General features: G+C 44.9%; 9 protein-coding genes. All 9 read right to left on the bottom strand.

The window, feature by feature from the left end; all coding sequences use genetic code 11:
• On the bottom strand, window positions 1–283 hold a 283-nt coding region (locus tag AB4Z17_RS25475), incomplete at its 3' end, for a hypothetical protein (protein ID WP_441962873.1).
• 74 nt (window positions 284–357) lie between these two features.
• On the bottom strand, window positions 358–5,778 hold the full coding sequence (locus AB4Z17_RS25480; protein WP_441962874.1) for a family 78 glycoside hydrolase catalytic domain: 5,421 nt from the start codon (window positions 5,776–5,778) through the stop codon (window positions 358–360).
• A 182-nt stretch (window positions 5,779–5,960) separates the two neighbouring features.
• Window positions 5,961–7,058, bottom strand: a complete 1,098-nt coding sequence (gene rhaS / locus AB4Z17_RS25485) for a rhamnose ABC transporter substrate-binding protein (RefSeq protein ID WP_441962875.1) — start codon at window positions 7,056–7,058, stop codon at window positions 5,961–5,963.
• 68 nt (window positions 7,059–7,126) lie between these two features.
• Window positions 7,127–8,116: an ABC transporter permease gene (locus AB4Z17_RS25490; RefSeq protein ID WP_441907354.1), complete on the bottom strand. Its 990-nt coding sequence runs from the start codon at window positions 8,114–8,116 to the stop codon at window positions 7,127–7,129.
• Between the two features lie 4 nt (window positions 8,117–8,120).
• Window positions 8,121–9,170: an ABC transporter permease gene (locus AB4Z17_RS25495; protein WP_441962877.1), complete on the bottom strand. Its 1,050-nt coding sequence runs from the start codon at window positions 9,168–9,170 to the stop codon at window positions 8,121–8,123.
• A gap of 15 nt (window positions 9,171–9,185) precedes the next feature.
• Window positions 9,186–10,700 carry a sugar ABC transporter ATP-binding protein gene (locus AB4Z17_RS25500; RefSeq protein WP_441962879.1) on the bottom strand — a complete coding sequence of 505 codons (1,515 nt, stop codon included), beginning with the start codon at window positions 10,698–10,700 and terminating at the stop codon, window positions 9,186–9,188.
• Window positions 10,701–10,924: 224 nt separating this feature from the next.
• Window positions 10,925–12,574 (bottom strand): response regulator transcription factor, encoded by a 1,650-nt coding sequence (locus AB4Z17_RS25505; RefSeq protein ID WP_441962880.1) that lies wholly within the window; start codon window positions 12,572–12,574, stop codon window positions 10,925–10,927.
• A 2-nt stretch (window positions 12,575–12,576) separates the two neighbouring features.
• A complete protein-coding gene (locus AB4Z17_RS25510) occupies window positions 12,577–14,412 on the bottom strand; it encodes a cache domain-containing sensor histidine kinase (RefSeq protein ID WP_441962882.1) in 1,836 nt (611 codons plus the stop codon).
• Window positions 14,402–14,697, bottom strand: a 296-nt coding sequence (locus tag AB4Z17_RS25515; protein WP_441962884.1) for a substrate-binding domain-containing protein, incomplete at its 5' end; no start/stop codon positions are given. The genes AB4Z17_RS25515 and AB4Z17_RS25510, both read right to left, overlap by 11 nt.

Here is a 14,697-nt window from a genome sequence, read left to right on the forward strand (position 1 = left end):
GAATGGTCCCCTTCTTTACGATCGGATCGACAGAAAAACCTGTCAAAGCCGTATGTGCTCCAACAAACTTCAATCGAGTGGAATCGTATTTCATCGAAATATCATAGGCAAATACATCGGTTAAGTTTTTTCCTACTACTGATATTTCAGTTTTGGCTTCTTGACTAGTAATCATTAGTTCAAAAGAAGCAGCTGCCTTATCCGCCATTGCCGAAATAGGCATTAAACTGAACATACTGATTAAAATTGTGAATACTATCGCCATTCTCTTTGCATTCGACATATCGCATGAATCCTTTCATAGCAGAGATTATGAGGCAGGTTAGTGTGCCTGCCTCCTATTCGAAATTCGTATGTCTATTCCAAGCTCCACTCTTCAAGAATCATTTGCGCAATAGAAGCTAATACACGAATGTCGATTACATTTGCGCCGATCACATCTGCTTTCTCAATTTCAGACCAGTTTGGATCTTTGGAGGTGACACCATAGAAATTCGCTATGATCGACAGATCTCGAATCGTAACCTTCGTTTGTCCCTCGATCAGTGTCACAATCTTCGCTTTGAAAACTTGTAGAGCTTTGTTTAGTGTCGTTACAGCCTCATCTATTTGCCACTGGCTGCTTCCTGTATTCTTGGCTGTGTTAATGGCTGCCAGCAGCAGCGCTTTTGATCCCGCAGCGTACTTGCCGACCTTTGTGCCTTCGATTGCCCTGTCATGTTTTAATTGTGCTTCTGCAATCAATCGGTTTAACTCCGTCCTGTCACCAGGAGCTGATGGAATCACCGAATCATTAAACACTTTTACTGCTCCATTCAAGCCGTTAAGCGCTATGGTGACTTGCTCCACAGTCGCATTCGGATCATTCTTCACTGCAATCGCACTGTTGATTGCTGCATACAATGTAGCCTTAGAACCCGTTGGATACTGGCCCGGCTGCGTGCCTTCCATTGCGGCATCATGTAACGCCTGCGCTTGTTCGATTGCCGTATTCAGCGCTGTTTTGTCAGCGAGGAGCACTTCCATCGAGAGTACAGCTCGCGATACATTCATCATTGTTCCCTTGCCACTATCCGACACTTGGAAATCAGACAGCGATACCGTTGTATTGCCTGCTGGCGAACTCGGTTTCACCTTCGCGTGGAGGCGGAACAGATTGCCACCGTCAATACCTGCTTGCTGCTGGCCTGAGGTGACCATGATGATCCGAATCTGGCCAAGCTCGGGTTTAACCGCCGTTCCAAACACTTCGAAATTCGGCTTCAACGATTGAATGACCGATGGGTCCAGCGAGAGGTAAGTACTTTCCCCAACCGTCTGGAATTCGAATTTCTGCGGGTCATAATGAACAATAACATCAAGTGCCGTGAAGTTTGAGCCTACATTTTCAGCACCGACCGTCCACTCCGTTCCCTGTCCTGCTATGACAGTGTTACTTCCTGACAAAGCAGCCATATCTCGTTCTGCGGAAGCTGCGGTTACCGTAACATTTAGCGCAGCCGTCTTGCTGCCCTCTTCTGTCGTCGCAGTTATGATGCCATTGACTTGATCTGCTCCCTTATTGGTTGCTGTTACATTTGCTTTGGTAGTATCACTTGCTTCATCATAATGAACATTCGTGATGATAATGCTCTCGTGATTCGACTCAAAATGCACCCGCTTATTTGCAGCATTTGCCGGAAGCACTGTCGCAGCAATTTCGATGCTTTCTCCATCCTTCATTTCGAGCGAAGTACGATCCAAGCTTATGCCAGTAACAGGCAAGCCAGCTTGATTGTTATATACCTCCAGCTCAGCTAATTGAAGCCTATAGTAAATATCGTCTGATGCCATATCCCCAAGCTTATTGACCGACAACCTCACATATCTAGCGGTTTGGTTTTCAAACGTATAAAGCTGTGGCAGCATCAACGGGTTCGGCTCTCCAGTCATCCTCTTTACTTCTATATAATCTCCTCCATCAGGCTTAACCTGAATAAGGAAATCGATAGGGTAGGAAGCGGTTCGTGAATCTTTTGTACTGGAGTCCGTTCTTGGATACAACACCACACTATTCAGATCTTGATTGGCACCCAGATCAATCTCTACCCAAAGCGGATTGTTTTCCTGAGATTGCGAAGGAGAGCCTGTAGATGAATATTTTCGCGCCAAATTGCCGTCTGTGAGCCCTGCTGCCCCCCACTCTGGCGAAATCTCCAACGTTTCTCGTGCGGTTGCCTTTTTGCCTAACGCCAGATTCGCCCCGGTAACTACGATCAACCGAATAGAGGAGGTAAGCACAACTTCTCCTGATTTTACAGTTGCCGTAATTTCTGCGGAGCCGGGTCCAACTGCAGCTGCGATTCCGTTATCAGCAACCTTGATCACATTAGTGTTGCTGCTCTCATACTTGATCTCTGCATTAGTGAAGTCGGCTTCCATGCCATTATCCATACTTCCGCTTAATATAAGCTGAGTTTGTTCACCTTGCTGCAGCTTCGATGCTTTGCTGCTTAAGTTGATGCTTTCCAGCTTTAAGTTGGAATCAGCCATCGTACTAGCGAACGAGTATGCTCCAGATCCGACCGAATAGACCGCTTTGTCCCCTTCCATTCGCAAAAACTTGACACCAACGGCTTCTTCAGCAAGCTGTCCGCTTTCGCTCACGGATGCTTTATCTACCGCTGGAATGTATACAGTCGCTGTTGTATTAACTGGAATCGTCACATTCAGCTTGAAGGCTGAGCCCTCCTGCTCCCAGCGGCTCTTGATCAAGCCATAAATAGACTTGTATTCTCCATTCACATGGCTAAACTCTCCACCAGGTGTAGGCTGAATGATAATATGTTTGAATCCGGGCTGCTCAGGATCTGCCTCGATTCCTGCCGCATAGCGGAACATCCATTCTCCAACGGAGCCAAGCGAATAATGGTTAAAAGAGTTCATTCCTGCGTCACCGAATCCATTCTCCTGTGTATAGGAATTCCATCTCTCCCAAATGGTCGTTGCCCCATTTTTGATGCTGTATCCCCAAGAGGGGAAAGTATCGTTCATCAACAAGCGATAAGCAACCTCTGTATAGCCCGCCTCTGTAAGTACAGGCAGCAAATAACCTACACCAAGAAACCCGGTTGACAGATGCCAGTTTTTACTCTTAATATTGTTAACTAGATGCTCAGCAGCTTTCTTCTTGATATCTCCATCCAATAAATCCATGTGAAGTGCAAACACATAACCTGCTTGCGTATTGCCTTTGATTTGTCCGTCCAAACCAACAAACGCGGTGTTAAAAGCAGCTTTAATATCTTTAAATAATTGACTATATTTCTCCTCATCGTCTGTTTTCCCAATGATCGCTGCCATCTTGGACAATAAATTCGTGCTGTATGCAAAATAGGCCGTATTCACCACATCCGTTGGTGTGGTTTCATTCACGCTCAACCAGTCCCCGTAACCACCGGCCGGACGAATGAGCTTGTTGCTGTTCATTTTGAGAAACTCGATCCATTTCGCCATCGCATCATAATGCTCTTTGATAACGGAAGTGTCGTTATAGGCTAAATATAGCGTCCATGGGATAATAACGCCTGCATCTCCCCAGCCGTTGCTTCCGTTACCCATCCCGCTAACATTTGGCGCAACGTCTGGGAATGCTCCATTTGCCCCCTGCGCATCAACAACATCCCGCATATACTTCTCATAAAACCCTGGAACTTCCATGTTATAGGTAGCTGTTCGAACGAACACCTGCGCGTCTCCTGTCCAGCCCATTCGTTCATTACGCTGCGGACAGTCTGTTGGAACGCTTAAAAAATTTCCTCGTTGTCCCCATGTGATGTTGCTGTAAAGCTGATTGACCATCGGATTTGAGGTTTCAAATGTCCCAGTCTTCGGTGTATCGGTGTGAACAACAATCCCCGTTATGCTATCTAAAGCAGGTTCACCCGGATAACCGGTCACTTCTACGTAACGGAAACCGTGGAATGTGAAATGCGGTTCATATTGCTCAAGCCCGCTTCCATTTAGGACATATTCATCTGTTTGTTTAGCTGTACGCAAGTTCTCCGTGTAAAGCGTCCCATCATCCTTCAGCATCTCGGCAAACCGCAGCTTCACTTTCGTTCCGGCAGTGCCTTCGACTTTTAACCTTGCCCAGCCAACCATGTTCTGCCCCATGTCAAAAATATAAGTGCCGGCACTTGGCTTCACTGAGATCGGCTTCAATTCTTCCGTCGCCTTGACGGTAGGGCCTACCTGTGCAACCAGCTTCCCGCGGAAATGGCTGACCTCTTTTACACCGTTCCATGATGAAGCGTCATAATTCGAACGGTTCCACTTATCCATTTCTTTGCGAGCGTCATATGTCTCTCCCATCAGAATGTCGGAGTAGCGAACGGGTCCCGAAGTCGTTGAATGCCAAGAAGAATCAGTCATTACCGTTTCACTTGTGCCATCCTCGTATTCAATTTTTAATTGAAATAAAAACGACAGCTCTGTTCCGTACTGATTTGGACCAACATGTGCCACATTTCCCGCGTACCAGCCGTCACCCAGCATTGCCCCAACCGCATTTCCTCCTTCAAGGAGCATGTCGGTTACATCATAGGTCTGATACTGCAAACGCTTATTGTAATCCGTCCATCCTGGATTAAAGTAATCGCTGCCTACTCGTGTCCCATTTAGGCTGAGCTTATAAAGTCCAAGCGCCGTCGAGTAAACAGTCGCTTTACGCACTGGCTTCGCTATATCAAAATCTTTCCTCAACATAGGTGAGCTTCTGCTCTCGACTTTCTGATAAAAGGTGCCGTTCTCTACGAGAAGTTTTCCATCTTCCGTTAATTGCCCCCCTTCAAAGCTTGCTGCTTCCTTATCATCAAAATTTGCTTGAAACAACTCCTTGCCGTGTTCATCCTTAATGACGATATTGTCGAACAAGGCGCGCTCATTCGTCCTTGCGTCTTTATGCTGGCGGAATCCAATAGGACCGAACGAAATATTGTCATTTTTCATCGTGTCGATTAACTCATTGTTGATATAGGTTTTGATTTCTTTGCCATTCACTTCAATTTTCAGATGATAAGCAACATTCAATTGCTTGTCATTCGGAATGACCCGTGAAATATCTACTTCCTTCATAAGCTTCGTACCGCCGACATTCGTGTGTGGCCGAAACTGGGCATATGCTTTTTCTTTTACATTAAACTGCCAGAAAAAATTATTGGAGGCATTAGGTCCGCCAAACAAAATGGCAGCCCCATCATTTAATATTGTAAAATCCAGCTCGATGGAATAGCTTGACGGCACGGTCGCAGGTGTGGAGGCGGCAATCCACTTGGCTTGCCAATCAGCTGGCGCGAGCAATCCCATTTCCCACGAGCCCGGTTCACTCCATGCTGAAGCGTGATCATTGTTATCCCAAACCTTCACTTTCCAGAAATAACGTTTTCCGGATTGTAAAGCTTCTCCTTTGTATTCCACATTGTTGGAATCGCTGGACATGATTTTGCCAGAATCCCATATGTCTCCTTCATTGCCAGCCAAACGGCTCTCTTCTGAAGCGACGATGATTTGATAGGCAGTTTGCATCTGTGCTCTCTCTGTTGATTCAAGCAGCCAGCTGAGTCTCGGCTTGGTGTTATCGATTCCGATTGGGTTATGGATGTACTCTGTATGTAAGTCATATGCAGTCATTTGGCCCGTTCCTTGTGCTCCGAATGCGGCTACTGGCTGTAATAAAGCAATTACAAGAACAGTTGTTAAAAATAAACCAAGCAGCTTCTTCTTGAACAAACTATTCATTTGCCAAAACACTCCCTTTTTCGTTACATTGGTATCGCTTTCAATTYGGAAGACTAAACATAAATCCATAAAGAAATAGCCGGGAGTACAAGAAAGGATATCCTGCTTGCTGCAGGTCCTTCAACGACTACCCGGCCAATCTTCTCATTCTTCGATTTTTGTGTAATTATGAAAGGTTTGTTTTAATAAACATCCTTCCATTCAGCGATGTTAGAGGAATCGAATTTGAAGGGATCGCCAAGCATAATTTGCGTGCCTTCTCCATCTTTCACGACTTCTTTCTCACCTAGTTTGCCAGCTGTCAGCTTATCCCCAACCGCACCTGTGATCTTGCCGTTTACCAATGCGTCTGCTGCATAACCTGACAAGTAACCAACATCAATCGGATTCCACAAATACATCCACTGACATACCCCGCTCACGATATATTCCGCCATTTCACTTGGCAGGCCAAGACCGGTCAATTGCACTTTCCCAGTGAGACCCTTATCCGTTAAAACCTTGCCCGCTGCCGCGATTCCTACTGTCGTTGGCGCAATAATACCTTTCAGATCAGGATACGATTTCAAGAGCGCCTCAGTCTCGGACACGCTTTTATCACGCAAATCATCACCATAAGCTACTTTAACGAGCTTGATTTTACTGTATTTCGAATCCTCCAGCTCTTTCTTCATCCATTCGATCCAAGTGTTTTGGTTGGTCGCTTGCGATGTCGCGCTCAGGATCGCAATTTCGCCTTCGCCGCCAATCATTTCCGATACGCCTTGAATTAGAGTGCGGCCGATACGCTCAGGATCTGCTTGATTTACATGAACCATGCGACTGGCTGCGTTAACCGCTGAATCTAAAGAAAGGACTTTAATTCCTTGATTCATCGCTTTCTTCAGCGCCGGCTGGAGCGCGTCCGGATCATTTGCCGCAATCGCGATCACGTCCACCTTTTGCGAGATAAGCTCTTCAATCATTTGAATTTGTGCTTCTGCAGTTGGCTGATCAGGCGCCTTCAAAATCGCTTCATATCCGAGCTCTTCAACAGCATTTTTGTAGCCCTCCATTTGCTTCTCACCGTATGGATTACCCGTGTTTTTAAAGATAATGGCATATTTCTTCTTTTTCGTGCTGTCCTTTGTGTCATTTCCCTTGTTTTTCTCTGTAGCTTCGCTCTTGTTGCCGCCCGTATTTTTAGAATTACTGCCGCTGTTGCCTCCTCCGCAGGCGGTTAACATCGAGATCGTAAGCAAAACAGTTAAACAAACGAATAACACCTTGTTTCTTTTCATTGTTTTTCCTCCCTTTTTTTGTCCAATCCTTTATATACAAAACAGCCGATTGACTGTATTGCACCAACTTAAGTTTTCTTTGTACGACTCCGACCTACTTTTAGCCTCGGAACGGCAACGGCGAATATAAGCAGCAAGCCAATAATAATGAGTAGGATTTGCGCTTGTACGTTGACTAATCCTAAACCATAACGCAGGAAGCCTATGAGGAAGACAGCTAGTATTGCTCCTATCATTCTTCCTTTTCCTCCAGCCGTGCTAATGCCGCCGAGTACAACCATGGCAATGACGTCGAGTTCATAGCCCATCGCAATATTAGGACGCGTGCTTCCCATACGGGAAGTTAGAAACAAAGCAGTCACAGCGGACATCAGTCCTGCAAGCGTAAAGACGATTACTTTTACACGATCAACATTCACGCCTGAGAAGCGGGCCGCGTTGATGTTATTCCCCATCGCGTACAATTGTCGGCCAAACACGGTTTTGTGCAGCAGTAAGCTAAACACAATGGCAAATACCGCAAAAACGATTAAGATAAACGGAATCGGTCCCACGTACCCCCAGCCCAAATAGCTAAACCACTCTGGAAAAGATCCTGCTGCTTGATCCTCCAAAATAATGTAGGCGATTCCCCGATAAATGATCATCGTTGCCAAAGTAATGATGACCGCGGACAATTCCTTGTACTTCACAATGAGGATGCCGTTAATCCATCCACAAATGGTGCCCACTGCCAAACAAATGACCATAGCTAGCACAATAGGGACACCTTTATTGAATAAGTCCGCCATAATAACAGACGATAGTGCTACAATCGATGCGACGGATATATCGATATCCGCGAGGATGATGATGAACACCATAGGGAGCACGATAAATGCTTTATCCAGAAAACCCATTGTTGCATCTCGCAAATTATCGTAATCCCAATAAAACTCTGATAGATTCATATTCATGACGGTTATGGCAAGAAACAATACAACCAACATCCATTCCCACTGAAGGAAAAACCGTTTGAAGGAAAAATCCTGCTTATTCGTAACAATTCTCGGCTCCATAGCGTTAGATTTTCCTCCTCATAAGATTGTTGCGATCAACGCCGCGCTTGACGATTGCATTAATAAGGACCGCGATTAAAATAATTGCGCCTTGAATGCCGTTCTGCCAAAATGGCGATACATTAATCAAAGGAAGTGCATTATTCAAAATACCTAGCAAAATAGAGCCAAGGATGATGCCTGATATTTTGCCAGAACCGCCTGCAATGCTCACACCGCCTAGTACACACGCAGCAATTACGCTGAGCTCATAACCCGATGCCGTATCTCCTTGCGCTGATGCAAATTTGGATACCCATAGCACACCTGCTAAGCCGGAGAGACCGCCCATAATGGAATATACGAGCCATAAAATTTTGTCTACCTTAATGCCGCTTATTACTGCCGAATCTGGATTGCTTCCAACAGCATAGATTTGTCTGCCCGTTCGGGTATGATTAACGAAATAATAAGCGACGAAATAAATAAGGATTGCAACAAAAATAAGATTATTGATTCCGAGCGTTGTTCCCGTTGCCATCGCTTTGAAACTTGCAGGCATTTGATGTGCACTAACCCATTTGCCCCCACTAGTTAGATAAGTAAACCCGCGGAACACGTTCATCATACCGAGTGTGGCTATGATGGGCAGGATACCAATTTTGGAAACCAGAAAACCAATGATCACACCGCTGACAAGCCCCGTTAAAGTGCCGATCAGAAGGGCGACGACAGCTGGAATTTCTGGAAATGCACTGACCGTCTGTGCCGCGATCATGCCTGAAAGAGCCAAAGTTGCACCGATGGAAAGATCAATTCCGCGGGTAACGATAACGAGCATCATCCCCACAGCCAAAATGCTCAAAATCGCTGTGTTCGTCACCATATCGTTTATATTTTCCAAGGTCAAAAAGCTGGGGTTGCGAAGCTGAACGCCAATGGAAAGCAAAACAATAAATCCGAGTAATCCAAGCTCTCTGAATTTGGCGATCTTTGCGCTGAGCGTGCGCGTTGGCCTTGTAGCTCTAAGAGAAGCTGCGGTTATACCGTTCGTACTAAGTTCTCTCTCCTGCATGTGTCATGCCCACCTTTAATGTTGTTGTATAAGAGGGCGATCGTCAGCCATTGATGCTTGAAGTATCGCCTCCTGCGAGATCGAATCGCGGTCTAGAAAAGCTGTTATCCGGCCCTCGCGCATGACGGCTACCCGATCACACATCCCAATCATTTCAGGCATCTCGGACGATACCATCAAAATCCCATACCCTTGACATGCCAAATCGCTAATCATTTCATAGATGGCAGATTTGGCGCCGACATCCACACCTTTGGTTGGTTCATCCAAAATAATGACATCCACATCAGCAGTCAGCAGCTTTGCAAATACAACCTTCTGCTGGTTGCCGCCTGAGAGCGAGCTGGCCAAATCAAATATGCTTTTTGCTTTAACATTTACCTTCTCAGCTAATTGCTTAGCGATGCTCGCTTCCTTATCGGTGTTAAGAACACCTTTGCTTGAAATCTTCTCAAGCGATGATAATGTTATATTTCTACCGATGCTCCACTGTAGAACGAGCCCCTGCTTCTGCCTGTCCTCCGGCAAGTAGCCAATCCCCATACGCATCGCATCGATCGGTTTTCGGATGTTCACTTCCTGCCCCTTGAAGAACACCTTACCTTTGTCGCTTCGCTCAATGCCGAAGATGCTTTGGCAAACCTCTGTCCGTCCTGCCCCAACGAGCCCAGTCAATCCTAATATTTCCCCTCTTCGCAGCGCAAAAGAAATATCAGCAAAGTAGCCGGTTCTGCCAAGTCCTTCAACACGCAGCAATTCTTCCCCAATCTGCGCTTCCTTCTTCGGAAACAATTGCGTAATTTCACGGCCTACCATCGCAATAATTAAATCTTGGTTCGATATTTCATCCACATTCCAAGTCCCGATGTATCTGGAATCCCGGAATACGGTCACCTTGCTGGCCAGTCGATACATGTCCTCGAAGCGATGAGAGATAAAAATAATAGCTGTTCCCTTGTCACGCAAACGCTCTGTAATGCGATACAAGTCTTCGCTTTCCCTATTGGTAAGAGCGGCTGTTGGTTCATCCATAATAATGATCTTCGCATCAACAGAAAGCGCTTTCGCAATTTCGACGATTTGCTGCTCCGCTACGCTTAATGCTCCCATTTGCGTTTTGGGGCTGAATGCTGCGCCAAGCTCCTTCAGAAGCTTATCGGCCTCCTTATGCATTTCGTTCCAAAGAATCCGCTTAGTCCCTTTTTGAATTTTCTCATGCCCCATAAATATATTTTCTGTGACGCTTAAATCAGGATAACAAGTAACATGCTGATAAATGGCTGCAATGCCCATCCGCTTCGCATCCGTAGGATTTTTAAAATCCACGCGTTGTCCATCAAAGAGGATTTCTCCGACATCTGCTACGTGGACACCGGTAATCACCTTAATAAAGGTTGATTTCCCCGCTCCATTTTCGCCCATCAACGCATGAATCTCACCGGGCTTCAACTTAAAATAGACATTATCAAGCGCCTTGACGCCTGGAAAAGTTTTTGTAATTCCTTCTAGCTCTAAAATGTACTCGGCCATTGCCGAATCCCCCTCCATCCTTCGCTGTTCTCTACATGCTGCTGCTTCTTGCTTCCTTCTAGGTCTACCTTACCGAAATTGCAGATCGTGAAGAAGGAGACATTCGTTACTTATGGGGGAGTGTATTCGCTTTGTATATGGAATCCACATTATATGGCTGTTTGTGAACAAAATAAAAAGGCAGGCACTAGGCCTACCCTTTAGTTTCTCTACTATACTGACTATCATTTTGAAAACTTCTGATCTCGATATTTAGATGGCGTCTCCCCAGACCATTGCTTGAATAGCTTGCTGAAATACTTTACGTCCTGATAACCAACCTGAACGCTTATATCGTAGAGCTTTAATTGCGAATCAATAAGCAGCTCCTTTGCTTTCTCCATTCTAAGACCCGTGATGTAATCGAGAATCGTTTCACCTGTTTGCGTCTTGAAATGTCGGCAGAAATACGAGGGATTCATATAGACTTGCTCAGCTATACGCTTAATCGTTAAGTCTTCTTGCAGATTGGCAATGATCCAAGCTTTGGCCTGCTCTATCGGCTTCATGCTGCCGCTTTGACGCATTCGCTTCATTTCCAGAACAAGCTGAGCGATCTGCTGATCGAGTTCCACTTTGAGCTCATTAAGGTTTATCGCCCGTTTAATCGTTTGAAGTCGGCTCTCGAGCGAATCTAACATAGGCGTATTCACTTTCATTTCAACGCCGACCGAATGGATAAGTATAAATGCGTTCATTATTGCTCGTTGAATGGCGGCAGGCGAATCCATTTTTTCAAGCCGAGCAAAAAACTCCTTCGTAAACTGAACCGCTGCTTGCTCATTTACTTGTTCGACCGCCTGCTTCATTCGCTGCGCAATATGGACAAGCTCATTATCCATTTGGTCTGAAGAGCTCTCCGTCTTGAATTGTATGCCATCTCGGCCAAACAACTGATTGCCGCCATATAATAAACGATAATACATTAATGATAAGGCTTGATCCTTTGCTTCTGGCAGCAAATATAAATCCTCAATCGAGCTGCCGCATGATACTGAAACTGTAAATGGCGTGTAGGACTGAATCGCTGAACGAATTTGACCAGACAGCTCGAACGATGTTTTTTCTAATAAACCGTTGTTTTCGCCATAAGCCTCGGAAAGATGCAGCAATATCCAAAAATTCGAATCGTCCCCTCTCCAGCACCAGCCTATGATTTCTGATTCATTCGAACATTTCTCTACCACTTCCTTGATGATATTCTCAAGCACATAAACATAAGCTTCCCAGTCTTTTGGGGTATAACTTCTTGTCTTTACAGGAAGAGCATCGAGGCTTACATATTGAAGAACGTATCTGCCTTTCGGAAACTCATCCACCCAATATCCTAGCCGCGAAATATCGAGCCCTGCCGAAGTGACATAGCTTAACAGTTGCACTTGCTGCGATGTTTTTAGCTCCTCGGATTTTCTTTCCATCTCGTTCCATTTCATATGCTGAAACCGTCCGCTTTCGATTTTCACCTTGATTTCTGCCATTCGATTCTTAAACTGTTCCCGGTCAATCGGTTTTAAAAAATAGTCAACAGCTCCTTCTCGAAGCGCAGTCTGAATATATTGAAATTCATCATAACCACTAATTACGAGCGGGAAGAAGGAATAATGGCGTTTGCCCTCGCTTATTAGAGTTAGACCATCCATCACGGGCATCTTCACATCCGTAATAAGCAAATCTACTGCCCCTTGTGACTGATGCAAGTAATCCATTGCTTCTTTGCCATCAGACAGTGTCGCAACGATTTCCCACCCCTCACCGCAAGAGCGTRTGAGTCTAGCAATGCCGTTCCGAATCATTTCTTCATCATCTACAATCAATGTTCTGATCGCCTTGTGCATGCTTACTCCTCCTTGCTTTTCGATTTTTCTGCCACATCGTTCAGGGTGATGACAGGAATACGGATAATCACCTCTGTTCCCTTGCCAAAAATGCTATGCAGCTGCACCCCATACTGCTGGCCTAACATAATCATTATTCTAGCGTTCACATTGCTTAGCCCAAAACCAGAATCCTTGTGGGCTAGTGTCTCCGATCTTAGTGACCTCTCGAGCTTCTCCAATCGATCATGATCGATTCCCGGCCCGTTGTCCCATATGCGAAAAACGATATCTTCCTCACCTGAACGCGCACCAAATTCACGACTAATGCTTAGCCGAATATCAAGTGCTTTACGGGTTTCAAGACCATATTTAATGGCATTCTCAATAACCGGCTGCAAAATAAATTTGGGTGTATAAAAGGATTCGATGTCCGTTTTTTTATCGATCTCAAACAACAGCCGATCATTGAATCGATATTTCTGAATGGTCAAATAATTGCTAATATGCTGGACTTCATCCGCAATCGCTACAAATTTGTTTTTGTTGCTAACCGAAAAACGAAGCATACGGCCAAGCAGTGTAACCATCTCGACGACCATTTCCGATCTGCCGTCCTCTACCGCCATGTTAATGGTCTCCAGCGTATTGTACATGAAGTGCGGATTGATCTGAGACTGCAGAGCGTACAGCTCTGCTTCCTTCTGTCTAATTTTGATATCAAAATTCGTTTCGATCAGCTCATGAATCGTAGCTACCATCGAATTAAAGCTGCGCGCGAGTGCTCCAATCTCATCATTGCTTTCGACCTTAAGATCCACCTGAAACCTGCCCATTTCAACATCCTTCATTAGACGGGAAAGCTTCTTGATCGGCCGCGTTACATTCATTGCGAAGAAAATCGAAATAATCGAAGTAATGAGGACAAAGCAAATAAATACAAAAATGGTTACATTCATAACCAAATCTGTACGCTCTGTTAAATATTTTAGCGGTATGCTATGAGCTAGTATCCAATCAAAATCATTCGATTCGCTAAGGCTGACGATCACCGCTTTTTTCCCTGACCCTTTTCGAAAGCTGCCGTTAAGAATGGGATAGCGATTTATTTCTTCATCAAAGCCTCCTATTTTCTCCTCATCTGTATGAAAGATGATTTCGCCCTCACGGTTCATTAGCCATAAATCCGCTGTATTGTTTTGTTCAAACTCCCGCAATATGTTGTCAATAAAAGAGAGCTTCACCGCAACCAGCATAGTCGCCAGGCTTTTGCGGTTATCCACATCATTCATCTGTTTCATGATCAATACGTAGGGTTCGTTATTCTCGAATGTCAAATTAATTTGGCTAGGAAGAATTATTTTCGCTTTTCCCCGTAAATCAAGATCCTGCCCATAAGGGATAAAAGCATTATCCGCATTAAGACCTGTAAACTTTGATCTCGCACTGTAAAAAAACCTGTTTTTCGAAAATATGAATACCCCCATAACATCGGGGTTCCCCGTRTTTAGATAAGTACGAGCCAAATAATTGTTTACCTCGAATTGGTCCTGATTCAGCTGTGAACGGCTCTGATAGGAGTCGCGACGCAAAATAGCGATCATATTGTCAGAGTTGAACATTAACGTATGCAGCTCTGCAAAATCCTCCATATGCTTCGTTATATTCGCATTTGCTTGATACAGAAAACGCGGCATATATTCACCAATTTGTTCTTCAATTGATTTTGTGTACTGCAAATAAGAAAAAGTACCGAGCAGCGACATGGGGATAACGCTTAGCAGTAAATAAACTAATATAAGCTTAGAGCTGAGCCGATAGTTTCTGAAGCGCAGTTGCTCTGGAAATTTAAAAATCATATTGATCCACATTCTCTGCTGTAAAATCGATCGGTTCTCCCATAATGACCGTATCCCCGTTCACCCTAATAGTGCCGACATTATAAATGTCTTGACCATCATACGGCAGCTTGCCTTCGAGCAGATTTTTTGCAAGCACAACAGTTAAATATCCAAGTTTTTTGGGGCTCCAAAGTGTCGCCATTTGTGCCGAGCCGTCCTTTAAATAATCGCGCATCAAATTCGGCGTGGAGAGACCGACAACTTTGACCTGACCTGTTTTGCCAGCTTCTCTTACAGCTTGTG

The organism is Paenibacillus sp. TAF43_2 (assembly GCF_052113545.1).
Classification (GTDB): domain Bacteria; phylum Bacillota; class Bacilli; order Paenibacillales; family Paenibacillaceae; genus Pristimantibacillus.